The sequence below is a fragment of the Streptomyces sp. NPDC002032 genome (genome assembly GCF_042890765.1).
Classification (GTDB): domain Bacteria; phylum Actinomycetota; class Actinomycetes; order Streptomycetales; family Streptomycetaceae; genus Streptomyces.
The window spans coordinates 762,002-787,216 of the sequence record NZ_JBIASM010000001.1 but is presented as its reverse complement, the minus strand read 5'-3'; the positions used below and the strand labels follow the sequence as shown (position 1 = coordinate 787,216).

Below are 25,215 nucleotides of genomic sequence, written 5' to 3'. Positions count from 1 at the left end.
CCGCCACCCGCACCACGGCCGCGGGACGTCACCTTCAGGAGTCCATGTGCCCAGCCGAACAGCCCCCGTCCGGGAAATCTGGTTCCTCACCGGCAGCCAAAGCCTGTACGGGGAGAAGACGCTGGAACAGGTCGCCGACCAGTCGCGACAGATCGCCGCCGTGCTGGCCGACGCCTGCGGCATTCCCGCTCGCGTGGTGTGGAAGCCGGTACTGACCGGTGCCGATGCCATCCGCCGGGTGTGCCTCGACGCGAACGCCGACGACCGGTGCATCGGGCTCATCGCCTGGATGCACACCTTCTCGCCGGCCAAGATGTGGATCGCCGGACTGGACGCGCTGCGGAAGCCCTTGCTGCACCTCCACACCCAGTCGAACGTGGCCCTGCCCTGGGACACGATCGACATGGACTTCATGAACCTCAACCAAGCCGCCCACGGAGACCGCGAGTTCGGACACATCCAGACCCGCCTCGGCGTCCCTCGCAAAACCGTCGCCGGTCACGTCACCGATCCGCGGACGGGCGCACGCGTCGCGGTCTGGGCGCGGGCGGCCGCCGCCCGATCCGAACTGTCCACCCTCAAGGCCGCCCGCTTCGGCGACAACATGCGCGACGTGGCCGTCACGGAGGGGGACAAGGTCGAGGCGCAACTGCGCTTCGGCGTCTCCGTCAACACGTACGGCGTCAACGACCTGGTGGAGGCCGTCGACGGCGCGGACGAGACCGAGGTCGACTCCCTCGTCGAGGCGTACCAGGACGTGTACGACCTGACGCCGGAACTTCGACCGGGAGGCGACCGCCACGGCTCGCTGCGTTACGCGGCCCGGATCGAGGCCGGCTTGAGCACCTTCCTCGAAGCGGGCGGCTTCGCGGCCTTCACCACCAACTTCGAGGACCTGGGCGGACTGCGCCAGCTGCCCGGCCTCGCCGTCCAGCGGCTCATGGCCCAGGGGTACGGCTTCGGAGGAGAGGGCGACTGGAAGACCGCCGTCCTGCTGCGCGCCCTCAAGGTCGCCGCCGCCGGCCTCCCGGGCGGCACCTCCTTCATGGAGGACTACACCTACGACCTGACACCCGGCAACGAGCTCATCCTCGGCGCGCACATGCTCGAAGTCTGTCCCACCATCGCGGCCGCCAGGCCCGCGTGCGAGATCCATCCCCTCGGCATCGGCGGCCGGGAGGACCCGGTGCGCCTGGTGTTCGACGCCGCGCCCGGCCCGGCGGTGGTGGTCGGCCTCGCCGACCTCGGCGACCGCTTCCGCCTGGTGGCCAACGACATCGACGTGGTGGCACCCCCCCACCCGCTGCCCGCCCTGCCCGTAGCCCGCGCCGTGTGGCGGCCCCGCCCCGATCTGCCGACCTCGACGGAGTCCTGGCTGACGGCCGGAGGACCGCACCACACCGTCCTGAGTACCGCCCTCACCTCCGAGCACCTCGACGACCTGGCGGAAATGCTCCGCGTGGAACTCGCCCTCATCGACGACAGCACCACCCCGAAGCAGTTCCGGCGCGATCTCCGCTGGAATCAGGCCTATTACCGGCTCGCACAAGGCTGGTGAACCGCGCGGAGGCCGGGCAGGTCCTCACGGCCTGCCCGGCCTCGTCGTACGCGGAGCCGTTCTCCGGGCGGGGCGGGCCGCTACTCCAGCAGCTCCGCGTACGAGCCCATGGCCAGGGCGATGTCCGCCTGGGCCCAGAACCGGTGGTAGGTGAAGACGGGCGCGGCGCCGCCCGCCAGGTAGGCCTCGACCTTCGGCCAGGCCGGGTCGTTCTTGTAGAAGCTGCGGATCGAGGCGAAGGTGGACGAGGAGTTCACCTTGTCGCCGTTCGGCATCGCGCCGGTCCACGTACTGGGCACGTACACCGGCTCGTTGAAGCGCTTGTAGTCGGTGCGAGTCTCCGGGGTGGTGATGCCCAGCGCGTCCTGGTCGTGGCCCCACATGCCGTCGAGGAGGGCCTTGGCGACCCGCTTGGCTTCGGCGTTCCCGGACTTGGCTCCGTAGTAGGTCAGGGTCTTGGCGTACGCGGCGGCCACGCCGACGTCGTCGGTGTAGTCGGCGACGGTGACGTGCAGGCCGGTGTTGGCGCCGGGAGCAGACGCGTTCCAGGTGTCGGGGGCGCCCGACCACTGCAGGGTAGAGGGGATGCGGTAGGTGCCGTCGGGGTTGATCGTGGTCTTCGACAGGGCCCAGCCGACCCACTTGTCGAGCAGCGTCTTGGCGCCGGCGTCACCCGTCTGCTGGTAGAGCTCGGCGACCCGCTCCATGGACCAGGCCTGGAAGCCGAACCACTGGTTGGACGCCGGGTCGTGGTAGACCGGCTGCTCGTCGTAGAAGAGGCCGTGGAACGTGGGCGTCCCGGCCGGGGGCTGTGCGTAACGCCCCTGCCAGCTGTTGGTGGCTCCGCCCGCGATGGCGCCCTCGTCGGACTGGAGCCATCGGTAGAACTCCAGCTGCCGGTCGAGGCTGGTCGCCCAGTCCGTGGCGCCGGTCGGCGACTTGGGCTTCAGCGGGGCGTACTGACTGAGGGCGTAGGCGGCGAGGGGGTTCTGATAGCCGCTGTGCGCATGGCTGGAGCCGATCCGCCAGGACCAGCCGGCCGAGGTGTCGGCGGCGCCGCCCCAGGCGTAGTACCAGGACATCAGGTAGTGCGCGCTGTCCTTGCCGGTGGCGGCGGGGCAGACGGTCGGGCCGACACAGTTCCCGGCCTTCTTGAAGTACTTGTCGAACATGGAGTACCGCAGGTAGTCGCCCATCTTGGCCGCCTTGGAGACGGTCGCGGTGACCTGGGTCCCCTTGCCCTGCTCCTTGGCCCAGACGTCGGCCCAGTAGGCGGCCTGGACGGCCCGCGCGTCGGCGTCCGGGGCATCGGTGAACTTCCACTGCTTGGCGTAGGAGGAGTCCCCGGTGAAGAGGTCGAGGTAGCCGTTCTTCCCGCCGAAGGTGAAGTTGTCGCAGGTGGGATGGGGAACGGTCTCCCAGACCGATTCCTGGGGCCCGCGCTGGAAGGTGTTGATGTACGAGGGCCCGGTCGCGGTCGGTCCGGCGGAGCACTTTCCGGGCTCGTTGCCGTAGCCGTAGACGTTGTCGACGTCCTGGAGCCAGTGCATGCCGTAGATGTCGTCGGTGCCGTACGCGCTCTTCAGCTCACCCGCGATCGGGTCCGCCCCGGCGCCGACCGTCCCGTCGAGCTTGGCCGGGTACTGGGAGGGCAGGTCCTGCTCGGGGGCGTAGGTGGCGGGCTTGGAGGCGTTGTACGAGCCGGTCGTCGGCTGGTCGGCATGGGTGGGGATCATGAACTTCTCCATGGTCTCCCACGCGCCGTTGAACTTGGTCCAGTCCCCGGTGATCTTCCCGTACATCGCCTGCAGCCAGATCAGGTAGCTGTACGCCTCCGAGGTCGTCTCGTGCCCGTGGTCCGGAGCCTCGACGATCAGCGTCTCTACGGAGTGGTACGGGATGCCCTCGGGCGAGAAATAGCCATTGGCCGGGTTGGTGATCTTCCCGTGGAGGTCGAGGAAGCGGGCTTCGTAGGTGGAGTCGGCGGCCAGTTCGGCGACCGTCACCTCGGCCTTCGCGTGGCCGGGGGCGGTCGCGGTGAAGACGGCGGAGCCGCTGCCGGTGGACCCGGCGGCGACCGTCACCTTCTGGGCGGTGTTCCAGTTCGCCGGGGTGAAGGTGAGCGAGGCCGGCGTCGCGGCGAGGTCGGTGTTGCCCGAGGTGCGGGCCACGCCCACCGTGACGTTCGCGGCCGGCTGCTTGGACAGCTTCAGGTCGAAGGTACCGCTCTCCCCCCGGCGTACGGAGAACTGCGCGGGGGCGGCGACGAGCGCGGGGCCGGCGGCGACGGTGATGCCCACGGGGGCCGACTCGGCGGAGGCGGCGAGGCTGTCGTAGGCCTTGGCGTAGAGGGAGTGGGAGCCTGCGGCGAGTCCGGTGGCGTCCAGGGTGAAGGGCGCGGTGGTGTCCGTGCCCAGGAGCGTGGTGCCGCTGTAGAACTCCACCTTGGCGACGGTGGCGCCGTCGGCCGCGGCGGCTGTGGCGGCGAGCGGGACGGGGGTGCCCGCCGTGTAGACGGCGCCCGCTGTGGGGCTGGTCAGCACGGCGACCGGGGGCTGGTGCGCTCCGGTGCACGGCGTGCCGTTGACGGCGAAGGAGGTCGGGGCCGCGTTGGTCCCGCTGTAGGTGAACTGGGCCCCGGCGGTGACGGCCGCGCCGGCCGCGACCGTCTTGTTCCAGTCCGGGGCCACGACGCGGACGCTCTTGCCCGACTGGGTCCAGGTGCCGTTCCAGCCGTTGGTCAGCTGCTGGTTGCCGGAGTGGTCGTAGGTCAGGGTCCAGCCGTCGAGTGCGGTCGCGGACCGGTTGGTGAGGGTGAGCTCGGCTGTGAAGCCCGAGCCCCAGTCGTTGGTCTTGTAGTCGACGCTGCACTGCACCGTGGCGGCCGCGGCGGCGGTGGCGCCGACGGCCGTGAGGCCGAGGGGAAGGCAGAGGGAGAGGGACGCGGCCGACGCGATCAGCAGCCTGCGCCGTCCTCGGAGCCTGGGGGGTGGGGGATGTGCCGACATGCCGATGGTTCTCCTCGCGGCTCGGGGAGACGGGGGAACGGGGGTGCGGCGGTAACGGGGCAGAAAGACCGTGCACAACCTATGAACCAGTGGGAGCGCTCCCACTGTGCAGAGGTGGCGCGACGGCGTCAAGACGCCTGAAGAGTCGAAAGGATTTCGCTGAGGAATTTACTCAACCCCTCTTTTGCTTGGCATCAGTTGGCGCTACGGTCTGGCCCCAACCAGTGGGAGCGCTTCCATCAGTCGGCGCACCACGAAGGGCCTTGCCCGCAAGGACCCGCTCATGTCACGTCCCTGCGCCTGCCCGTGCCGATCGGCGGATCAGCACGGACTCTCGCGGCGACGGCACCTGCCGGCACCGGCTCCGGATTACCGGCATCGGACCCGTGGAAGGCCGGGCGGACGGCGGCCCGGTCCCGCGTCTTCCTGCCGACCCCCGGCCCCCGGCCCGCCCCGCACGGACCTGAGCACGTGGCTCGCCGAATCACCGCCCTCTCCCCGGTCGCGACCCGGCCCCCTGGCCGCGGGCGAGACCGGCGGCACCACCTGCGGACCTGCGTCCACCGGACCCACCACGGCCCGGCCGACGACGACGGCCGCACCCTCTCCGTACGACGCAACGCCCATCACATCGGCGCCAGGATCCACGACCTCCTGCGCGCCCCGATCTGAAAGGCACCCCACGAAATGAGCCGCACCATCCCCCGCACCGCGCTCCTGGCGGCCCTCAGTCTCGTCACGGCCGCCGGGGCCACCGCCACCGTGTTCGGTACCTCTGCCGGCGCCGCCACCGCGGGCTGCAAGGTGGAGTACCAGATCACCAATCAGTGGAACACCGGCTTCGGCGCGAACGTGATCGTCACCAACACCGGCGACCCGGTCTCCGCGTGGACCCTGGAGTGGTCCTACGCGAACGGTCAGCAGGTCACTCAGGGCTGGAACGCCACCATCAGCCAGTCCGGCGCCGCGGTCACGGCGAAGAGCATGTCCTACAACGGGTCGCTGGCCAGCGGCGGTTCGACGTCCTTCGGGTTCAACGGTTCGCACACCGGGACGAACGCCGTGCCCGCGTCGTTCAAGCTCAACGGCGTCACCTGCAACGGCGCCACCGACCCGACCACTCCCCCGACCACGCCGCCCACCACGCCGCCCACGACACCACCGACCACGCCTCCGCCGACCGGCGGCAAGGCCGACAACCCCTACGCCGGCGCCAAGGTGTACGTGAACCCCGAGTGGTCCGCCCATGCCGCCGCCGAACCGGGCGGCAGCAGGGTGGCCAACCAGCCCACCGCCGTCTGGCTCGACCGCATCGCCCTGGTCAACGGCACGAGCGGCACGATGGGTCTGCGCGACCACCTCAACGCGGCCCTCACCCAGAAGGGCAGCGGCGAACTGGTCGTCCAGCTGGTGATCTACAACCTGCCCGGGCGGGACTGCTCCGCGCTCGCCTCCAACGGCGAACTGGGCCCGACCGAGATCGACAAGTACAAGACGCAGTACATCGACCCGATCGCGGCCATCCTCGCCGATCCCAAGTACGCGGGACTGCGGATCGTCACGACCGTCGAGATCGACTCGCTGCCGAACCTGGTCACCAACGTCTCCGGGCGTCCGACGGCCACCCCCAACTGCGACGTGATGAAGGCCAACGGCAACTACGTCAAGGGCGTCGGCTACGCGCTGAACAAGCTGGGTTCGATCGCCAACGTCTACAACTACGTGGACGCGGGGCACCACGGCTGGCTCGGCTGGGACGACAACTTCGGAGCCTCCGCCGAGATGTTCAAGCAGGCGGCCACGGCCGAGGGCTCCACGCTCGCCAACGTGCACGGCTTCATCGTGAACACGGCCAACTACAGTGCCCTCAAGGAGGACCACTTCAAGATCGAGGACTCGGTCAACGGCACGTCCGTACGCCAGTCGAAGTGGGTGGACTGGAACCGGTACACGGACGAGCTGTCGTACGCCCAGGCCATGCGGACCAAGCTGGTCTCCCTGGGCTTCGACACCAACATCGGCATGCTGATCGACACCTCCCGCAACGGCTGGGGCGGCACCGCCCGGCCGACCGGACCCGGCGCCCTGACCAGCGTGGACACGTACGTCAACGGCGGCCGCTACGACCGGCGCATCCACCTCGGCAACTGGTGCAACCAGTCGGGCGCCGGGCTCGGCGAACGCCCGCAAGCCGCCCCGGCGGCCGGCATCGACGCGTACGTGTGGATCAAGCCGCCGGGCGAATCCGACGGGGCGAGCAAGGAGATCCCGAACAACGAGGGCAAGGGCTTCGACCGCATGTGCGACCCGACCTACACGGGCAACGTACGCAACGGCAACAGCATGTCGGGGGCCCTCCCGAACGCGCCGCTCGCCGGCCAGTGGTTCTCGGCACAGTTCCAGGAGCTCATGAAGAACGCATACCCGGCCCTGTGACACACCACCGGTGAAGCCCCGGAGCCGTACGGAACCGCTTGGTTCCGTACGGCTCCGGCCCGTTGCGCACTCGGCCCTCGGCTCCCAGCCCCCGGCCCCCAGCGGCACTCCGCACCGGCCCGGGCCTCTCACCGTTCAGGAGGAATCCCGCACGATCAGCTCCGTGGGAAGGACCCGGCGCTGCTCCTCCCCCGCTGAAGGACCGGCTCCGGGATCCTCTCCGATCCGGTCGAGCAGCAGCCGCGTCATCGTGCGGCCCATCTCCTCGATCGGCTGGCGCACGCTGGTCAGGGGCGGGTCCATCAGCCGGGCCACCGTCGAGTCGTCCACCCCTACGAGGGCCACGTCCTCGGGGATCCGCCGCCCCGCCTCGCGCAGCACGCCGCGTGCGCCGGCGGCCATCACATCGGAGGCGGCGAAGACCGCGTCCAGGCCGGGTGCGCGCTCCAGGAGCTCGCGCATCGCCCGCCGGCCGCCCTCCTCGGTGAAGTCCGCGGCCGCCACGAGCGACTCGTCGGGCCCGATCCCGGCCTCGGCGAGGCCCGCGCGGTAGCCGCCCAGCCGCGCGCGGGCCACGTACATGTCCAGCGGCCCGCTGATGGTCGCGATCCGGCTCCGGCCCCGCCCCGCGAGGTGGGCCACCGCGGCCCGGCCGGCGCCGATGTTGTCGGAGTCCACGTAGGCGACGGGCTCGGCCTCGGAGCGGCGGCCGTTCATGACGACCGGCAGCCCCAGTTCCGCGATCCGGTCGGGAAGCGGGTCGTCGCCGTGGACGGACGCCAGCAGGACGCCATCGACCCGCTGGGCGGCCAGATAGTGCTCGAAGCGCTGCCGCTCGGCCTCGGTGCGCACCAGGGTGAGCAGCAGCTGCTTGTCCGCCTCGGCCAGTTCGGCGCTGACCCCGCGGATCAGATCGAGGAAGTACGGCTCCGAGAACACCCTCGCCTCGGCCTCCGGGATCACGAGGGCCACCGCGTCGGTCCGGCTGCCCGCCAGCGCCCTGGCCGCCTGGTTGGGTACGTAACCCAGCTCGGCCACGGCTCGGGCCACGGCCTGCCTCGCCTGCTCGCTCACCCGCGGCGAGCCGTTGATCACCCGGGACACCGTGCCCCGGCCGACTCCGGCCAGGGCCGCGACCTCCTCCAGGGTGGGCCTGCCGTTCTGCCGTCCGTTCACGACCCTCGAACTCCCCTCGTGCATCGCACTCCGCGCCGGCCCGGCCAGCTGATCCGGTGAATCAGGCAAGATGATGGACCCCACCGCGTCGCGCGGCACAGGTTACGCCGAAGAACCTAGTGGGAGCGCTCCCACATTACGCGTGGTTCCTTGAACGCGCCAACGCCCGCGTCCGCAACCCGACGAACCACACCGAGAAACCGGGGCGGACACGCGCCGGAGACCCCTGCGTAATGATTTCGCATTCATCTCTTGACACCCGCACCCGTCAGGCAGCAACCTTCCGGCAACGACGTGGGAGCGCTCCCATCCATGGGTGCGACAACGGCTTTCACATCGGGTCCGGGCGGTCCCCTGGCCGAGCCGCGAACAAGCCCGCCCGGTCTCCATGGCGCACAACGAGCAGCACCTTGGACGAGGAGAGTGGAATGCGCACTTCCAGCAGCAGACACGGTCGCGGACGCGGACGCCGCACCGTGATCAACGCGGTCGCCGCGGTCGCCGCCGTGGCGACCGGTTCGGTCCTGCTCACCGGCTGCGGCGGTGACAGCGACAACGGCAAGGGCGACGGCGCCGCCGGCGGCGGGCAGATCACGCTGCGGATCGGTACCTTCGGTTCCTTCGGCTACGACGACGCGACCGGAGCCAAGCTCTACGCCGAGTACACGAAGACCCACCCGAACATCAAGATCGAAGAGTCGAACGTCGCGGACGGCCAGAAGTACTGGGACACGCTCAAGCTGCGGCTCTCCCGCGACAGCGGCCTCGCCGACATCCAGGCCCTGGAGGTCGGCTACATCGCCGAGGCCACCGGCCCCGCGATGGCGGACAAGTGGGCCGACCTGAGCAAGACGGGGGGCGCGAACCTCGGCGCGTTCCTCGACTGGAAGGTCAAGCAGGCCACGACGGCCGACGGCAAGGTCATCGGCCTCGGCACGGACATCGGCCCGATGGCCATCTGCTACAACAAGGAGCTCTTCGCCAAGGCCGGCCTGCCGACCGACCGCGCCGAGGTCGCCAAGCTCTGGGCCGGTGACTGGGCGAAGTTCATCCAGACCGGCGAAACGTACAAGAAGAGCGCCCCCGAGGGCACGTCCTTCCACGACTCCGCGAGCGGTCTGTTCAACGCCGTGATCTCCAGCGAGCCCGTGCAGTACGCCAACACCAAGGGCCAGCTGGACTACGAGAACAGCCCGGGCGTGAAGAAGGCCTGGGACACCGCCGTGACCGCGGCGAAGGGCGACCTGACCGCGAAGCTGCGCCAGTTCGACGAGAAGGGCACCTGGAACGCGGCCTTCAAGAACTCGAAGTTCGCCACCGTCGCCTGCCCGAGCTGGATGACGGGCATCATCAAGGAGCAGGCGGGTCCCGAGAACCAGGGGAAGTGGGACATCGCCGCGCCGCCCGTGGCCGGGAACTGGGGCGGCTCGTTCCTGGCCGTCCCGAAGTCGGGCAAGCACGCGAAGGAAGCGGCCGAGCTCGCCGCCTGGCTCACCGCCCCGGCCCAGCACGCCAAGGTCTTCGGCGTGAACGGCAACATCCCCTCCACCAAGGACACGCTCACGTCCGCGGCCGTCCAGGACGCCAAGCTGCCGTACTTCGGCGACACCCCGGTCGGCAGGATCTACTCGCAGGCCGCGGCCGGCATCACGCCCGCCCCGATCAGCCGCTGGGACGGCCAGGTGAAGACCTTCCTCACCGACAACGGCATCCTCGACATCGAGCAGCGCGGCACCGACCCGGCCAAGGCCTGGGAGAACGTCAAGAAGCTGGTCGACGACAAGATCGACAAGTAGCGGGGTCGCAGCGACGGCCCGCCGCCACCCCAGCTCCCTGCCCCGCGGGTGGCGGCGGGCCGTCGACCGTCCGCACCACCGCATCACTGCACGCATCGATCTGGAAGGAAGCCCCCGTGGCCACCTCCGTACGGGCGGCGGGCGGCGGCTCCGCGCCTCCCGCCGCACAGACCCCGGGCTCCGGCACCGACAGCGGCCCCGGCTCCCGCGGGCAGCGGCCCTCAGGCCCGAGCGGCTGGCGCAGCACGCTCTACCGCTTCGACCTGAAGGCCGTCCCCTACGTCTTCATCGCCCCCTTCTTCCTCACCTTCGCGGCCTTCGGCCTCTTCCCCCTGATCTACACGGGCTGGCTGTCCCTCCACCGGGTCGAACTCGGCGGCAGCGCCCAGTGGAAGGGGCTGGAGAACTACCGCTCCCTGGCGACCAGCGAGTTCTTCTGGAACGCCCTCGCCAACACCTTCACCATCGGCGTGCTCTCCACCGTCCCCCAGCTGCTGATGGCCCTCGGCCTCGCGCACCTGCTCAACTACCGGCTCCGCGGCCGGGGTTTCTTCCGCGTCGCGATCCTCGCCCCGTACGCCACCTCGATAGCGGCGGCCACCCTCGTCTTCGCCCAGCTCTTCAACACCGACTACGGCCTGATCAACACGGTCCTGGGCTGGGCCGGATTCGACCCGGTCGCCTGGGACTCCTCCAAGTGGCCCGCACAGATAGCCATTTCGGTGATCGTGACCTGGCGCTGGACGGGCTACAACGCGCTCATCTACCTGGCGGCGATGCAGGCCGTACCGCAGGACCTCTACGAGGCCGCGGCTCTGGACGGCGCCTCGCGATGGCGCCAGTTCATCAGCGTCACCATCCCCTCCATCCGGCCCACGATCCTCTTCACCGTCATCGTCTCCACGATCGGCGCCACCCAGCTCTTCGGCGAGCCGATGCTCTTCGGCGGCAGCGTCGGCATCAGCGGCGGCAGCGGCAACCAGTTCCAGACCCTGAGCCTGCTCATGTACGAGAAGGGCTGGGTGACCGGCGCTCTCGGCCAGGCCTCGGCCATCGCCTGGGTCATGCTCCTGCTCCTCCTGCTCATCGGCGGGATCCAGGCCCTGATCTCCCGCTCGAACCGCAGCCGCAGCCGCGATCGCAGCCGCGGTCGCAACCCACACACGAAGGCGGGGAGCTGATCCGATGGCCCGCACACTCGACCCGACGCGCCCCGTCGCGGCATCCCGCACCAGGCGTTTCGGTCCGTCGGCCGGCCGTCAGCACCACGCGGGGCCGCTGACCTACGTCCTGCTCGGCCTGGCCGCCGTCGTCTCCCTCTTCCCGCTGTACTGGAACCTCGTCGCCGCCTCCCACTCGGGCGAACGCGTGGTCGAGGCCCCGGCCCCGCTCCTGCCCGGCCCCCGGCTCCTCGACAACCTGGCCTTCGCCTGGAACCAGGTCGACATGGGCGAGGCGCTGGTCAACACGACGATCGTGGCCGGACTCGTGGCCCTGTCCACCGTCCTGTTCTCCACCTTGGCCGGCTTCGCCTTCGCCAAACTGCCCTTCAAGGGCCGCGGCGCGCTGCTCACCCTCGTGGTGGCCACCATGACGATCCCGCCGCAGCTCAGCGTGATCCCGCTCTACCAGATCATCACCGACCTCGGATGGGTCGACCAGCTCCAGTCGGTCGTCCTGCCCTCACTGGTCGCGGCGTTCGGCGTGTTCTTCATGCGCCAGTACCTCATCGAGGCCCTCCCGGTGGAACTCGTGGAGGCGGCCCGGATGGACGGGGCGCACAGCCTGCGCATCATCTGGCACGTGGTGTTCCCCGTGGCGCGTCCCGCGATGGCGGTCCTCGGGATGCTCGTCTTCGTCCAGGCCTGGAACGACTTCTTCTGGCCCTTCATCGCACTGACCCCCGACGGCAACCCCACGCTCCAGGTCGCCCTGGCCGGCCTCGGCGCGGGCAATCACACGGTCAATCAGGCCGTCGTACTGACCGGCGCGCTCATATCCACGCTGCCGCTGCTCCTGGTGTTCGCCGTACTCGGCAAGCACATCGTGGGCGGCATCACGGCCGGCGCCGTCAAGAACTGACGCCGTTCGCCGAGGACCGGCCGGCCAGGCCGGTCCGTCCGCGCCACCTTCCGCCGCCGTGTCCTTCCGGTGCGGGCTCCATCTGGCACGACTTCATCCGAACCTGCGTTGGGAGCGCTCTCCTATGACCGCGTCCGAGACCCGGCCACTCACCACCACCCGCACCTTCCCGCCCGGCTTTCTCTGGGGCACGGCCACCGCCGCGTACCAGATCGAGGGCGCCGCCCGTGAGGACGGCCGCACGCCGTCGATCTGGGACACCTTCTCGCACACGCCCGGCAAGGTCTTCGAGGGCCACACCGGCGACGTGGCGGTGGACCACTACCACCGCTATCCCGAGGACGTCCGCCTGATGTCCGAACTCGGCCTGGGGGCCTACCGGTTCTCCGTCTCGTGGTCACGTGTGCAGCCGACCGGCCGGGGCCCCGCCGTCCAGAAGGGCCTGGACTTCTACCGTCGGCTCGTCGACGAGCTGCTCGCCGCCGGCATCGAACCCGCCCTCACCCTCTACCACTGGGACCTGCCGCAGGAGTTGGAGGATGCGGGCGGCTGGCCCGAGCGCGCGACGGCCGAGCGGTTCGCCGAGTACGCGGGGCTCGTGGCGGACGCCCTCGGCGACCGGGTGAAGCACTGGATCACCCTCAACGAGCCCTGGTGCAGCGCCTTTCTCGGCTACGGATCCGGTGTGCACGCCCCGGGGCGGACGAACCCGGTGGCCGCCCTGCGCGCGGCCCACCACCTCAACCTCGGCCACGGCCTCGCCGTCCGGACGCTGCGGTCCACGCTGCCTGCGGACGCTCGGCTCGCGGTCTCCCTCAACCTCCACGAGGTCCGCCCGCTGAGCCCCTCGGAGGCGGACCGGGAGGCGGCCCGCCGCATCGACGCCGTGGGCAACCGGATCTGGCTGGGCCCGATGCTGGAGGGGGCCTACCCCCAGGACCTCCTCGCCGACACCGCGCACCTGACCGACTGGGCCTTCGTCCAGGACGCCGACACCACCGCGATCCACCAGCCGCTGGACCTGCTGGCCGTCAACTACTACACGCCGACGGTGGTTTCCCACGTCGCGAAGGGCGCGGAGCGGCCGCAGGACGACGGGCACGGCCACAGCGCGCACTCCCCGTGGCCGGCCGCGGACGAGGTCGCCTTCCACCGCGCGCCGGGCGACCGGACGGCGATGGGCTGGCCGGTCGACCCGAGCGCCCTGTACGACCTGCTGACCCGGACCGCCGCCCGCTACCCGGGCCTGCCGCTCGTCATCAGCGAGAACGGAGCGGCGTACGAGGACGAGATCGGCCCGGACGGCACGGTCCACGACCCGGAACGGGCCGCGTACGTCCACGCACACCTCGAGGCGGTCCACCGGGCGATCACGGACGGGGCGGACGTGCGCGGCTACTTCCTGTGGTCGCTGCTCGACAACTTCGAGTGGGCGTACGGCTACGCCAAACGGTTCGGCGCCATCCACGTCGACTACGAGACCCTGGAGCGCACGCCCAAGTCGAGCGCGCGCTGGTACGCCCGCGTGGCCCGGTCGGGAGAGCTGCGCGCTCCGGGCGACGGATAGCCCGGTGCTCCGCCCGGGGCGGGACGGCCCGGGACGGCCGGGGACGGCGTGGAGTGCTCAGCTGGCGAGCTTCCGGGGGTCCGCGCAACCCCACTCGCCGAAGCCCGCGGCACATCATGGCTCGCATCCGCGTACCCCTTGCCCGCCGACCGCAGCTCGGCCCGCGCGGGCCGCGGGGTGATCCGACGAACGGGCTCCAGGGCCTGTCGTCAAAGTGGCGCCGGTTAAGCCCGCGGCGGCGGTCCCGCCGGTCGTCATCACGGCGGCGCCGGTGGCGAGTCCGGCCACGGCTCCGGTGAGCAGCGCTCTGCGGTTGGTCTTCGACCGTGCGGTCATGGTGTCCCCTTGGCGGTACCGATCAACGGGCATGATCAAGCCAGGCGGCGCCGACAGCGCACCGGCGGCGCACCGAGTCGGCCGGCCGGGCGAGGCGGACGAACGGCGGTCCTCGCCATCCGCGGGGGATGGCGAGGACCGCCGTCATGTGGTCACGCCCGGGCCCCCGGTGGGGGACCGGCTCACTTGGACTGGGTGGAGAGGCTCACACCGCTGAAGTCCTGCGCACCGGCGAGGCTGAAGTACACCCAGCCGGCCGGCGGGTTGTCGATCGTCAGGGTCTCGCCGTTGCCGGCGTTGGTGGACTTCGCCAGGTAATTGGCGGTGGTGGCCCAGTTGGCGCCCCCGTAGTACAGGTCGGCGTTGCCGGTGCCGCCGGTGCTCGTGATGGTCAGCTGCTTGAGGCCGGCCGGCAGGTACACGAAGTGGTAGCTGTAGTTGCCCGCGGCGGCCGAGAGGTTGTCCCGGCGGCAGTTCTTGTCGAACTGACGGGGGTCGCTGATGGTGCAGAGCGGCGTCGACGAAGCCTCCGGCAGGGGGCCGCAGTCGCTGGTCGCGCAGGTGGTGGTCAGCCAGGTGTCGAAGCCGGCGTCGTAGCTGGTGCCGATGGTCTGCTTCAGGAAGGTGCGGGCACCGTTCCAGTCGCCGACGCGGTACTTGCCGAGCACGGTCTCGACGTCGGCGGGGTGCGCCTGGAGCATGTAGCGGACGGCGAGGAAGCCCCAGCGGTAGATCCGGTTCGAGTTGACGTCGGGGTCGGCGTCCTGGTTGTAGACGGTGTCGAACAGGTCGCTGAGCTTGTAGGTCTTCTTGGCGGCCTCGGCGATCGCGGCGTCGTTGCGCTCCTTGCGGTAGCCGAAGGAGATGTTCTCCGCGATGCCCTCCACCCACCAGATGGTCGGCGTGGTGATGCCGGCGTCGAAGTCGCCGGCCATGTTGTAACGGCCGTCGAGGTAGTGGGTGTACTCGTGGTTGAGGTTCCAGATCTGGAAGGACGGGCGCAGCCAGTCGGCCTCGTGGGCGATGAAGCGGGCCTGGTTGCCGGGGGCGGCCGGGTTGCCCTCTTCGTACATGCCGCCGTTGTCGACGTCGATGTTGTAGATGGCCCAGGCGTACAGCGAGTACTGGCTGTAGTCGTCGAAGACGACGACCTCGAGGTTGGTGTTCACGTCACCGGGGATCGCGCCCTTGTCACCGATGACCCGGTGGAAGTAGGCGTCCTCGTTGACCAGGCTCGTACAGGTGCTGTCCAGCTGCCCGGGCGACATGTCCTGGGCGCGGATCTTCAGGCCCGGGGTACAGGTGCGCTGGATCGGCAGGACCACCGGGAGCACGCGCTCGCCCAGGTCGCAGATGGCGTAGGCGGCGCAGTTGTTCTTGTCGTACTGGCGGGTGTACCAGCCCAGGTTCATCGTGATCGGCGCTGTGGGGCCGACGTTGGGGTAGCGGTTGATCAGGTCCTTCAGCAGCGGCCGGACCCGGTCCTTGAGTTCGGGGACGTCCAGGGCGAAGCCGAGGTAGCGGCCGACGTTGCTGACGACGTCCAGGCGGTTCAGCTGAGCGCTGTTGCGCGTGATGAAGCCCGCCCAGGTGTCGAGGATGGCGGGGTCGGCCTTGAGGGCGGCGCGCCAGCCGCGGCCGTCGTTCTTGGCCTTGAAGCCGTTCTGGACCACCCACTCGGCGTGTTCCATCGCGAGGCTCATCTGGCCGGGCCAGGTGCCGTCGTAGGTGCCGAGCATCCACTTGATGACGGCGGCGTACCGGCCGGCCGTGTGGCTGCTGTCGATCAGCGTGACGACCTCGTTGAAGATCTCACCGTTCGCGTCGGTGACGTCCTTGCTGCGCGGGGAGGCGAGGAAGGCGTCCAGCGCGCCGCGCGCGGCGCCGTCCAGCGCCGGGCCGTAGCCGCCGACGACGTCCGAGTGGTTCTCCTGCACGTAGTAGCCGGCGCGCAGGAACAGCACCAGCTGGCCGACCGAGGCGCTGTTGTCCCCCGTGTAGCCGGTCGAGGCGTCGCGCAGGGCGTTGGCGACGGTCACCATCTGGGCTTCGCCGAAGGCCTTGCGCGCGTTGTCCCCGGTGAGGTTGAACAGCGGGTAGGTGCAGTCGATCCGGGGGAGGACCTTGAGCTGCTGGACCAGCGCGCTGCCGGTGGAGTTGATCACCCCGGAGAGGTCGCCGCACTCGGCCGCGGCGGCGGACGAGGACGAGGACGAGGACTGCTTTTCGGTCTTGTTGACCTTGACCGGCTTGACGGTAGGCGCGGGCGCCGGAGCGGACTCCTGGGCGCTGTCCTGCGAGGAGATCCGGAAGCGCGAGTTCTTGTTCATCGCGTCGGGCGACTTGGGGACCGGGATCGATCGCGGCGCGGAGGCGGCGCCCCGTGCGTTCGCGGCGACCGGAGACGTGGTGCGCAGGGAGGCGGCCTGGCTCTGCGGAGTGAACAGGCCGAGCGTGATGAAGACGGCCGCGCCGAGCGCAGGAAGTCTGCGCGCGTTGGCCTTGGATATCCGGAAGGGATGCATCTGCGGGGGCCTCCGGGGCCGTTGTGGCCACGTGCTGGGGACACGGGCGGGTGGCATGCGAGTTGGCATGTGACATGTAAAATTTCACATGTCGCACCCCGTAGGAAGTCTTTTGGCCAGATTCATCGGCCGTCGCGGCGCCATCGCCACGCTCGCCGTCCACGAGGTGGGCGCATGGTGTACCTACCGAAGGAAGCAGGTCTTTCCGCCGCACCGTTCCGATCCCGGCTTTCCGGCCGACGAAGAGAACGCCCGGACGGCAACGGAGCAGTGGTGCTGTGGCTCGCGTACGGCCGCCAGAACGGCGGTGCTCGCGCGCCGGGAGCCGTACCTGACCGGCATCGGGACCCTGCCCGTTCAGAGGCTGGACGCCGACGATTCCGGCATCACGGTGGAAGGCCAAGGTGACGCCGCAGCGACTCGGTTCTCCTGGGCCGATGCGACCGGAGCCTCCTCTCCCGGAGCTGGGGATGACCGGTCGAGAATCCTGCACGCCGTGCACCAGAGCATCGTGTCCTCCGAACTCGGTGTGGTCGCCCGGCATCTACTCGTGCGCGGCCAGCCTGTGCTCGCGCCAGCGCCCGGAACGGAAGGCTCGGGGCTGACCTGGCGGTGCCATCGCACCTACGACGGATGACCAGTTTCCCCGCGCGCCGATCTGCAATCGAGTCGTGATCATCACGTGGTCGGTTGCCCCGACGGGGGGTAGGCCTTGTCCCCGGCGACCGCGTCCGGCCGGGTGCGGGGGCGGCCGACAGACCCGCGGACTCGTATCCGCCCCAGCACGGGGACGAACTGCGGGCTGTCCGCAGCCTGGCCTGCGGTCAAGACGAACGCCAGCGGGCGGCCCTTGCGGTCGGCGGCAAGGTGGACCTTGCTGGTCAACCCATCCCTGGACCGCCCGAGGAGCGTGGCCCTCAGCCGGAGTTTGCGTCGGCGCTGGATGCGCCGTTGCTGTTCTCGCTCGGGATCGACTTCGGTGTCCTGCCCGGTTTGTTCGTCGCGGCTGCCCCTCCCTTGACCCGCTCTTCTCCTCGGCGGCGGCTTTCTCCAGAGCGGTGACGACGTCTTGGCCCAGGTGCATCCCGGCGGCGTCGTGGTGGGCACGGGCAGTGGTGGAGTCGATGCTGACCAGGGACAGGTCCACCTCGCCCCGTTTCGCAGCCTCCGTGATCAGGCCCTCCAGCAAGGCCTCGAAGACACGAGCGTCACGCCATTGCCGGAAACGGTTGTGGACGGTCGACCAGGCACCGAACTCCTGCGGCATCTCCCGCCACTGCCCGCCCGTCCTGAACCGCCGGATCACGCCCTCGAACTGCTGCCTCAGCCGGTCGGGATACGGCCCGTACTCGCCGATCGGCAGGTACGGACCGATGAACTCCCACTCTGCATCAGTCCGTTGCACTCGCGTCACGCAAGAACATCTGCCGGACCCCGACCCGCCGCGCAGACGAATCCCGCAGATTGATCACGACTGAATACGCCGCCTACGCCCCGCCCTTCGGGCCGGGCCGGACGGGCAGGCGGCCGGGGTCGGCGATGATCTGCTGGACCGTCGACCATGCCGCACCCAGTACCGGTCCGCGGCGCCCCAGGGCGGAGGGGCGGACCGCCTCCGGGTCCCAGGGCCGGACGGTGACCCGGGCGGCGAGTTCGGCGCGTACCGACGGGAGGAGCCAGTCGGCGAGTTCGGCGTAGGCGCCGCCCAGCACGAGGCCGTCCGGGTCGATCAGGTTCACCGCCGAGGCGAGGGCGAGGCCCAGGGCCCGGCCCGCGCGGTCCAGGGCGCGCAGGGTCGCCGCGTCCCCCGCCGCCGCCCGCTCGGCCAGCAGGGCCACCGGGTCACCGGCGCCTCCCAGCCCGGCCTCGCGCAGGACCGCCGCCTCACCCGCGTACTGCTCCAGGCAGCCGCGTGCCCCGCAGGGACAGGGTGCGCCCTCCGGGTGGACGGGCAGGTGGCCGAGTTCGCCCGCGAAACCGCGGGCGCCCCGGAACAGCTGCCCGCCGATGACGAGTGCGGCGCCGATGCCGGCCTCGGCGGATACGTGGACGAAGGTGTCGGCGGGGTGCCCCCGCCGCCGCTGCTCGGCGAGCGCACCGAGGTTTGCCTCGTTCTCCGGCTCGGGCACGGTGCCCGGTTCGGGCCAGTGATCGGCGGGGCGGACGGCCTGCCAGCCGAGGTTGGGGGCGTTCGCCACCAGTCCGCCCGGGGCGTTCGCCACCACCCCTGGCACGGCGAGGACGCGGCCCTCGACGCGCAGGCCGAGGGCGGCGGCTTCGGACTCCGCGTCCGCGCCCAGCGCGGCGGCTTCCGCCAGTACCCGCCCGGCCGGCCGGCCGGCGTTCGCCCGCTCCACCCGGCGCCACACCCTGGGTTCACCGCGCAGGTCCACGACGCACGCGGCGAGATGGGTGACGCCGATCTCCAGGCCGAGGCCCGCGGGACCGCGGTCGTTCAGGGCCAGTGCCCGCCCTGGGCGGCCGACGCGCCCGCTGGGCGCGGTCTCGATCTCGGTCAGCGCGGCGCGGCCGATGAGCTCGTCGACCAGGGAGGAGACGGCCGGCCTGGTCAGCCCGGTGTGTCCGGCGATGTCCGCCCGGGAGAGCGGGCCGTGCGCGGCGACCGCGCCGGTCACCGCCGCGAGGTTCTTGCGGCGCATCCCCTGCTGCGAGGCGGGCACGCTCTCCACACCCCCGCCCGCCCTGCCGATCACCGTCATCACCCTGGCCCTCCTATCGCCCTTCCTGTGGCGCCTCCTGCAAGGCCCGCGCCCGCCGCAGCGTACTGGTGATCCGTTCGAGCGTGTCGTCGTCACGGGGTACGGGCTCCAGGACCCGGCCCTCGGCGGTCCGCCAGCGCCGGGCGACGGCATCGGCGGGCTCACCGGTGAGCAGCGCGGCGGCTTGGGCGGCGGCTCCGAGCGCGACGAGTTCCCGGGCCGCGGGCACCTGAACGGCTCGGCCGGACAGCCGCAGGACGGTCCGCTGCCAGGCCGCGCCGCGGGCTCCGCCGCCGATCAGCAGCAGCGGTTCGTCGGGGGCCGGGTTCTCGCCTCCGGCGCGCAGTACGTCGTCCAGGGCCGCGAGCAGGGCGTGGACGGCGCCGTCGTAGGCGGCCTGGAGCAGCTGTCCCGGCGTGGTGTCGTGGCGCAAGCCGTGGACCAGGCCGGAAGCGCCCGGGAGGTCCGGGGTGCGCTCGCCGTCGAGGTAGGGAAGCACCACCACCGTGCCGCCTCCTTCGACGTCCTCGCGGTCGCGGCCGACGAGGGCGGCGAAGCGGTCGACGGCGAGGGTGCAGTTGAGCGTGCAGGCGAGCGGCAGCCAGCCGCCGAGGGCGTCGGCGAAGCCGGCGACGGTTCCGCCGGGGTCGGCGGGCCGGGTCCGGCCGACGGCGTAGACGGTGCCGGAGGTGCCGAGGCTCAGCACCGGACGTCCGGGGGTCAGGCCCAGCCCGAGGGCGGCGGCCATGTTGTCCCCGGTCCCGGTGGCCACCAGCGCGCCCTCGCGCAGCGGCATCCCGGACCGGACGAGGCCCGCCCGGGCGCCCGGGGGAAGGACCTGCGGCAGCAGCTCCGGGTCGAGTCCGATCCGGGCGAGGACGTCCTGGTCGTAGCCGTCCGGGCCCCACCAGCCGGTTCCCGAGGCGTCACCGCGGTCCGTGACCGCCTCACCGGTCAGCCGCTCGGTCAGGAAGTCGTGGGGAAGCCGGACGGCCGCGACGCGGTCGGCGGCGGCGGGCTCGTTGGTGCGCAGCCAGGCCCACTTGGCGGCCGTGAAGGCGGCCGTCGGGACGCTGCCGGTGCGGCGGGCGAGCTCTGCCGCGCCGAAGGCGGCCGTGAGTTCGCCCGCCTGGGGGGCGGAGCGTACGTCGTTCCACAGCAGCGCCGGGCGCACCGGCCGGCCGGCCACATCGAGGGTGACCAGGCCGTGCTGCTGGCCGGCGATCGAGCAGGCGGCGGCGCGATCCGCCCAGCCGGTGAGGGCCGTGGCCTCGCCGAACGCACGCCACCACTGTTCCGGGTCGCTCTCGCGTCCGGCACCCGAGCTGACGGTGTGCGCCGCGCGGCCCTCGCCCAGGACGGCGCCGGTCGCCAGGTCGACGGCGAGGGCCTTGGTGGACTGGGTGGAGCTGTCGACACCGATCACGACATGCTGTGCGGACATGCGTTCCTCCGGTGGGGTTCCTTCTGGCGTCTCGGCATACTAATTTGTTTTTCGCCCTTACAAATAGACCTCGGCCCGATCCGGAGCGCCCATGACCAGCGACCCGCTCACCCCCTCCCCCGCGCACAGGTTCACCTTCGGCCTGTGGACCGTCGGCTGGCAGGGGCGGGACCCCTTCGGCGACGCCACCCGACACGCCCTCGACCCGGTCGAGACCGTGGAGCGGCTGGCCGAGCTCGGCGCCTACGGCGTCACGTTCCACGACGACGACCTGATCCCCTTCGCCGCCGGCGACGCTGCCCGCGAGCAGGCGGTCAAGCGCTTCCGGACCGCACTCGACACGGCCGGGCTGAAGGTGCCGATGGCCACCACCAACCTCTTCACCCACCCGGTGTTCAAGGATGGCGCTTTCACCGCCAACGACCGGGACGTGCGCCGGTACGCGCTGCGCAAGACGATCCGCAACATCGACCTGGCCGTGGAACTCGGCGCCTCGGTCTACGTCGCCTGGGGCGGCCGCGAGGGCGCCGAGTCGGGCGCGGCCAAGGACGTCCGCACCGCCCTCGACCGGCTGAAGGAGGCCTTCGACCTGCTCGGCGAGTACGTCGACGGCCAGGGCTACGACCTGCGCTTCGCGATCGAGCCCAAGCCGAACGAGCCGCGCGGTGACATCCTCCTGCCCACCATCGGCCACGCCCTGGCGTTCATCAACGAGTTGGAGCGGCCCGAGCGGGTCGGCCTCAACCCGGAGGTCGGCCACGAGCAGATGGCCGGGCTGAACTTCCCGCACGGCATCGCCCAGGCCCTGTGGCACGGCAAGCTCTTCCACATCGACCTCAACGGCCAGACGGGCATCAAGTACGACCAGGACCTGCGCTTCGGCGCGGGCGACCTGCGCCAGGCCTTCTGGCTGGTCGACCTGCTGGAGTCGGCCGGTTACGACGGTCCCCGTCACTTCGACTTCAAGCCGCCGCGCACGGAGGACTCCGCCGGCGTCTGGGCCTCGGCGGCCGCCTGCATGCGCAACTACCTGCTTCTGGCGCAGCGTTCCCGCGCCTTCCGGGCCGATCCGGAGGTCCGGGCCGCGCTCGCCGCCTCCCGGCTGCCCGAACTCGCCCTCCCCACCGCCGAGGACGGCCTGGCCGGCCTCCTGGCCGACCGCTCTGCCTTCGACGACTTCGACGTCGACGCCGCCGCCCAGCGCGGCATGGCCTTCGAACAACTCGACCAGCTCGCTCTGGAACACCTCCTCGGCGCCCGCTGACCCGGCGTACCGGCGGACCGGGGCCCTGGCACTCCCCGGGCACCGGTCCTGCCGCACGGCGGCCACGGGCATGGCCCGCTGCGGAGTCGTGCGAGTCGAGGGACTTTCCTCGACAAGACGTGATGTTAGCGGTAACAATCCACCACCCGCGGAGCGCCGAAATGATCGGCCCGCGATCGAGGAGCAAGCAGCCTCGGCGGCGGCCGCCGCAGTACGCGGATCCGCCCCGCACACGGGCCGACGACTCCGGGCCGCTTGAGACGCCGCTCGGTATCTGCGTGGCGATGGCGCCCGGTGCGGGCACCCGGTGCGCAGGCGCACCGCCGAGGCGCCGATCCCGGCAGCGCCGTCGCCTCCAGAGTGATCCGAACAGACCCTTGACGGCGCACTTGTGAGCGTTAACACTCAGGTATCGCCAGGCCGGAGCCGCTGCAACCCCGACTTCGCGCAGCGCGAGAAAACGACCCCGGCCGGCCCCGCTCGACCGCTTCCGGTTCTCCCAGCAGGGTCGCACCGTGCCGGTCGCGGAACATCACTGGAGGAACTGTGCGGAAGCTTTCAGCGGGCCTTGTCACCGTGGGTCTCACACTGTCTCTGGCAGCCTGCGGCCAGAGCGCCAACGGAGCGGGCGACGCCGGCGCCGCGGGGGCCGGTTCGGAGGCCAAAGGGGGCCTCATCGGCATAGCGATGCCGACCAAGTCGTCGGAGCGCTGGATCAACGACGGCAACAACATGGTCAAGGAGTTCCAGGCCAAGGGTTACAAGACCGACCTCCAGTACGGCGACAACGTCGTGGAGAACCAGGTCTCCCAGGTGGAGAACATGATCACCAAGGGGGCCAAGCTGCTGGTGATCGCCGCCATCGACGGCTCCTCGCTCACCAACGTGCTGCAGAAGGCCGCCGACGCCCACATCCCCGTCATCTCCTACGACCGGCTGATCCGCGGCACGAAGAACGTCGACTACTACGCGACCTTCGACAACTACAAGGTCGGTGTCCTCCAGGGCAGTTACATCGTCGACAAGCTCGGCCTCAAGGAGGGCAAGGGCCCCTTCAACGTCGAGCTGTTCGCCGGCTCACCGGACGACAACAACGCCGCCTTCTTCTTCAACGGTGCGATGAGCGCCCTCAAGCCGTACGTCGACAACAAGAAGCTGGTCGTACAGAGCGGCCAGACCTCCTTCAACCAGGTCGCCACACTGCGCTGGGACGGCGGTCTGGCCCAGTCCCGGATGGACAACCTGCTGAGCAAGTCGTACACCGCCGCCCGCGTCGACGCCGTGCTCTCTCCGTACGACGGCATCTCGATCGGCATCATCTCCTCGCTCAAGGGCGTCGGCTACGGCGCCGGCCAGCCGCTGCCCGTCGTCACGGGCCAGGACGGAGAGCTGGCCTCGGTGAAGTCGATCATCGCGGGCGAGCAGACCCAGACCGTCTACAAGGACACCCGCCAACTGGCCAGGGCCGCGGTCCAGATGGGCGACGCGCTGTTGACCGGCGGCAAGCCCGAGGTCAACGACACCAGTCAGTACGACAACGGCGTCAAGACCGTCCCGGCGCAGCTGCTCCAGCCGGTCAGCGTCGACAAGGAGAACTACCAGAAGGTCCTGGTGGACAGCGGCCAGTACACCGCGGACCAGCTCAAGTAGCCCACGGGGCCCGACCGACGGGCCCGTCGACGCCCAACCGGCGGTGCGGCGCCCGGGAGACCGCCCGGCACCGCACCGCCCCGACGATACGGATGCACAACCATGGCCCGACCCGTTCTTGAGATGCGGTCGATCAGCAAGACGTTTCCCGGTGTCAAGGCCCTCTCCGAGGTCAGCCTGACCGTCGCCGCGGGCGAGGTGCACGCCGTCTGCGGTGAGAACGGCGCCGGCAAGTCCACGCTGATGAAGGTACTCAGCGGGGTTCACCCGCACGGCGGCTACCAGGGCGAGATCTACTTCGAGGGCGAGCTCTGCCGGTTCAAGGACATCCGGGCCAGCGAACAGCGCGGCATCGTGATCATCCACCAGGAACTCGCCCTGGTGCCCTACCTGTCCATCGCCGAGAACATCTTCCTCGGCAACGAGCACGCCTCTCGCGGCGTCATCAGCTGGCACCGGACGCTGACCCACGCCGCCGCGCTGATCCGGCAAGTCGGACTCGACGAGAGCCCGCACACCCGGATCGCCGATCTCGGCGTGGGCAAACAGCAGTTGGTCGAGATCGCGAAGGCGCTCGCCAAGAAGGTCAAGCTGCTCATCCTCGACGAGCCAACGGCCGCCCTGAACGACGAGGACAGCCGCAAGCTGCTCGACCTGATCCTCGAACTCAAGGCCCAGGGCGTCTCCTGCATCCTCATCTCGCACAAGCTGAACGAGATCGCCCGGGTCGCCGACGCCGTCACCATCCTGCGTGACGGCCGGACCATCGAGACCATCGCGATCGGTTCCGAGGGCATCTCCGAGGAGCGGATCATCCGCGGCATGGTCGGCCGCGACCTGGAACACCGCTACCCGGAGCGCACTCCGGAGATCGGCGAGGTCGCCTTCGAGATCGAGGGCTGGAGCGTCCGGCACCCGATCGACCACCGGCGCAAGGTGGTCGACGGCGCCTCGCTGCACGTCCGTCGAGGCGAGATCGTCGGCATGGCCGGCCTCATGGGCGCCGGCCGCACCGAGCTGGCCATGAGCGTCTTCGGCCGCTCGTACGGGCGGTGGACCGGCGGCCGGGTGCGCCTGCACGGCCGGGAGATCCGTACCCGGACGGTTCCGGAGGCGATCGGGCACGGCATCGCGTACGTGACCGAGGACCGCAAGCAGCTCGGCCTCGACCTGGGCGCCGACATCAGCCGGAACATCTCGCTGAGCGCCCTCGGCAAGATCGCCCGGCGGGGCTGGGTCGACCGGCACGAGGAGGCCCGGGTCGCCGAATCGTTCCGGCGGACCATGAACATCAAGGCCCCCTCGGTGTTCGCCGAGACCGGCAAACTCAGCGGCGGCAACCAGCAGAAGGTCGTCCTCAGCAAGTGGATCTTCGCCGAGCCGGAGGTGCTGATCCTCGACGAACCCACCCGGGGCATCGACGTCGGCGCCAAGGGTGAGATCTACACCGTCATCGCCGAGCTCGCCGCCCAGGGCATGACGGTCCTCGTCATCTCCTCCGAACTCCCCGAACTCCTGGGCCTGTGCGACCGGATCTACACCATGGCCGAGGGCCGGATCACCGGTGAGGTCACCCGCGCGGACGCCACCCAGGAATCCCTCATGCGGCTCATGACCATGAGCGCGGCATACCCCGACAAGCAGGTGTGAGGC

16 protein-coding genes and 1 pseudogene are annotated in these 25,215 nt (G+C 70.5%); 11 read left to right on the top strand and 6 right to left on the bottom strand.

Annotation, left to right across the window (positions count from 1 at the left end; genetic code table 11):
• Nucleotides 1–46 precede the first annotated feature (46 nt).
• Nucleotides 47–1,558: an L-arabinose isomerase gene (gene araA, locus ACFYYT_RS03125; RefSeq protein ID WP_351817199.1), complete on the top strand. Its 1,512-nt coding sequence runs from the start codon at nt 47–49 to the stop codon at nt 1,556–1,558.
• An 80-nt stretch (nt 1,559–1,638) separates the two neighbouring features.
• On the opposite strand, the gene ACFYYT_RS03120 is transcribed toward araA, so the two are convergent.
• The gene (locus ACFYYT_RS03120) at nt 1,639–4,566 is read right to left on the bottom strand and encodes a glycoside hydrolase family 48 protein (RefSeq protein ID WP_351817196.1); all 2,928 of its coding nucleotides are present in this window, start codon (nt 4,564–4,566) and stop codon (nt 1,639–1,641) included.
• 471 nt (nt 4,567–5,037) lie between these two features.
• On the opposite strand from ACFYYT_RS03120, the gene ACFYYT_RS03115 reads away from it, so the two are divergent.
• Both ACFYYT_RS03115 and ACFYYT_RS03110 read left to right on the top strand, forming a co-directional pair.
• Nucleotides 5,038–5,238 (top strand): hypothetical protein, encoded by a 201-nt coding sequence (locus ACFYYT_RS03115; protein ID WP_351817193.1) that lies wholly within the window; start codon nt 5,038–5,040, stop codon nt 5,236–5,238.
• Between the two features lie 15 nt (nt 5,239–5,253).
• Nucleotides 5,254–7,002, top strand: a complete 1,749-nt coding sequence (locus tag ACFYYT_RS03110) for a glycoside hydrolase family 6 protein (protein ID WP_351817190.1) — start codon at nt 5,254–5,256, stop codon at nt 7,000–7,002.
• Nucleotides 7,003–7,137: 135 nt separating this feature from the next.
• Here ACFYYT_RS03110 and ACFYYT_RS03105 read toward each other — a convergent pair whose 3' ends face one another.
• Nucleotides 7,138–8,202 (bottom strand): LacI family DNA-binding transcriptional regulator, encoded by a 1,065-nt coding sequence (locus ACFYYT_RS03105; RefSeq protein ID WP_351817187.1) that lies wholly within the window; start codon nt 8,200–8,202, stop codon nt 7,138–7,140.
• Between the two features lie 404 nt (nt 8,203–8,606).
• Here ACFYYT_RS03105 and ACFYYT_RS03100 point away from each other — a divergent pair, with 404 nt between their 5' ends.
• The 4 genes from ACFYYT_RS03100 to ACFYYT_RS03085 all read left to right on the top strand — a co-directional run bounded on the left by ACFYYT_RS03100 (nt 8,607) and on the right by ACFYYT_RS03085 (nt 13,623).
• Nucleotides 8,607–9,974, top strand: a complete 1,368-nt coding sequence (locus ACFYYT_RS03100) for an ABC transporter substrate-binding protein (protein WP_351817184.1) — start codon at nt 8,607–8,609, stop codon at nt 9,972–9,974.
• A 116-nt stretch (nt 9,975–10,090) separates the two neighbouring features.
• Nucleotides 10,091–11,155: a sugar ABC transporter permease gene (locus tag ACFYYT_RS03095; protein WP_351817181.1), complete on the top strand. Its 1,065-nt coding sequence runs from the start codon at nt 10,091–10,093 to the stop codon at nt 11,153–11,155.
• Between the two features lie 4 nt (nt 11,156–11,159).
• Nucleotides 11,160–12,056 carry a carbohydrate ABC transporter permease gene (locus ACFYYT_RS03090; protein WP_351817178.1) on the top strand — a complete coding sequence of 299 codons (897 nt, stop codon included), beginning with the start codon at nt 11,160–11,162 and terminating at the stop codon, nt 12,054–12,056.
• A 124-nt stretch (nt 12,057–12,180) separates the two neighbouring features.
• On the top strand, nt 12,181–13,623 hold the full coding sequence (locus ACFYYT_RS03085) for a GH1 family beta-glucosidase (protein ID WP_351817175.1): 1,443 nt from the start codon (nt 12,181–12,183) through the stop codon (nt 13,621–13,623).
• A gap of 518 nt (nt 13,624–14,141) precedes the next feature.
• Here ACFYYT_RS03085 and ACFYYT_RS03080 read toward each other — a convergent pair.
• A complete protein-coding gene (locus tag ACFYYT_RS03080; protein WP_351817172.1) occupies nt 14,142–16,484 on the bottom strand; it encodes a collagenase in 2,343 nt (780 codons plus the stop codon).
• Between the two features lie 112 nt (nt 16,485–16,596).
• Between ACFYYT_RS03080 and ACFYYT_RS03075 the strand changes: the two genes are divergently transcribed.
• A complete protein-coding gene (locus ACFYYT_RS03075; RefSeq protein ID WP_351817299.1) occupies nt 16,597–17,121 on the top strand; it encodes a hypothetical protein in 525 nt (174 codons plus the stop codon).
• Nucleotides 17,122–17,177: 56 nt separating this feature from the next.
• Here ACFYYT_RS03075 and ACFYYT_RS03070 read toward each other — a convergent pair.
• The 3 genes and pseudogenes from ACFYYT_RS03070 to xylB all read right to left on the bottom strand — a co-directional run.
• Nucleotides 17,178–17,898, bottom strand: a pseudogene (locus tag ACFYYT_RS03070) (transposase); the annotation flags it as partial.
• Between the two features lie 73 nt (nt 17,899–17,971).
• Nucleotides 17,972–19,204, bottom strand: a complete 1,233-nt coding sequence (locus ACFYYT_RS03065) for an ROK family transcriptional regulator (RefSeq protein WP_351817169.1) — start codon at nt 19,202–19,204, stop codon at nt 17,972–17,974.
• A gap of 13 nt (nt 19,205–19,217) precedes the next feature.
• Nucleotides 19,218–20,648 (bottom strand): xylulokinase, encoded by a 1,431-nt coding sequence (xylB, locus tag ACFYYT_RS03060; protein WP_351817167.1) that lies wholly within the window; start codon nt 20,646–20,648, stop codon nt 19,218–19,220.
• A 91-nt stretch (nt 20,649–20,739) separates the two neighbouring features.
• Here xylB and xylA point away from each other — a divergent pair, with 91 nt between their 5' ends.
• The 3 genes from xylA (at nt 20,740) to mmsA (ending at nt 25,212) form a co-directional block, all read left to right on the top strand.
• Nucleotides 20,740–21,912: a xylose isomerase gene (gene xylA / locus ACFYYT_RS03055; protein ID WP_351817164.1), complete on the top strand. Its 1,173-nt coding sequence runs from the start codon at nt 20,740–20,742 to the stop codon at nt 21,910–21,912.
• 546 nt (nt 21,913–22,458) lie between these two features.
• Nucleotides 22,459–23,562 carry a multiple monosaccharide ABC transporter substrate-binding protein gene (gene chvE / locus ACFYYT_RS03050; protein WP_388606822.1) on the top strand — a complete coding sequence of 368 codons (1,104 nt, stop codon included), beginning with the start codon at nt 22,459–22,461 and terminating at the stop codon, nt 23,560–23,562.
• Between the two features lie 102 nt (nt 23,563–23,664).
• Complete coding sequence (mmsA, locus tag ACFYYT_RS03045; RefSeq protein ID WP_351817158.1) at nt 23,665–25,212, top strand: multiple monosaccharide ABC transporter ATP-binding protein; 1,548 nt, start codon at nt 23,665–23,667, stop codon at nt 25,210–25,212.
• Nucleotides 25,213–25,215 lie beyond the last annotated feature (3 nt).

Coding starts and splice junctions, on each gene's coding strand:
- ACFYYT_RS03065 (WP_351817169.1), bottom strand. CDS start 19,204: ATGACGGTGATCGGCAGGGCGGGCGGGGGTGTGGAGAGCGTGCCCGCC.
- ACFYYT_RS03090 (WP_351817178.1), top strand. CDS start 11,160: ATGGCCCGCACACTCGACCCGACGCGCCCCGTCGCGGCATCCCGCACC.
- mmsA (WP_351817158.1), top strand. CDS start 23,665: ATGGCCCGACCCGTTCTTGAGATGCGGTCGATCAGCAAGACGTTTCCC.
- xylA (WP_351817164.1), top strand. CDS start 20,740: ATGACCAGCGACCCGCTCACCCCCTCCCCCGCGCACAGGTTCACCTTC.
- ACFYYT_RS03080 (WP_351817172.1), bottom strand. CDS start 16,484: ATGCATCCCTTCCGGATATCCAAGGCCAACGCGCGCAGACTTCCTGCG.
- ACFYYT_RS03100 (WP_351817184.1), top strand. CDS start 8,607: ATGCGCACTTCCAGCAGCAGACACGGTCGCGGACGCGGACGCCGCACC.
- ACFYYT_RS03105 (WP_351817187.1), bottom strand. CDS start 8,202: ATGCACGAGGGGAGTTCGAGGGTCGTGAACGGACGGCAGAACGGCAGG.
- ACFYYT_RS03120 (WP_351817196.1), bottom strand. CDS start 4,566: ATGTCGGCACATCCCCCACCCCCCAGGCTCCGAGGACGGCGCAGGCTG.
- xylB (WP_351817167.1), bottom strand. CDS start 20,648: ATGTCCGCACAGCATGTCGTGATCGGTGTCGACAGCTCCACCCAGTCC.
- ACFYYT_RS03085 (WP_351817175.1), top strand. CDS start 12,181: ATGACCGCGTCCGAGACCCGGCCACTCACCACCACCCGCACCTTCCCG.
- ACFYYT_RS03110 (WP_351817190.1), top strand. CDS start 5,254: ATGAGCCGCACCATCCCCCGCACCGCGCTCCTGGCGGCCCTCAGTCTC.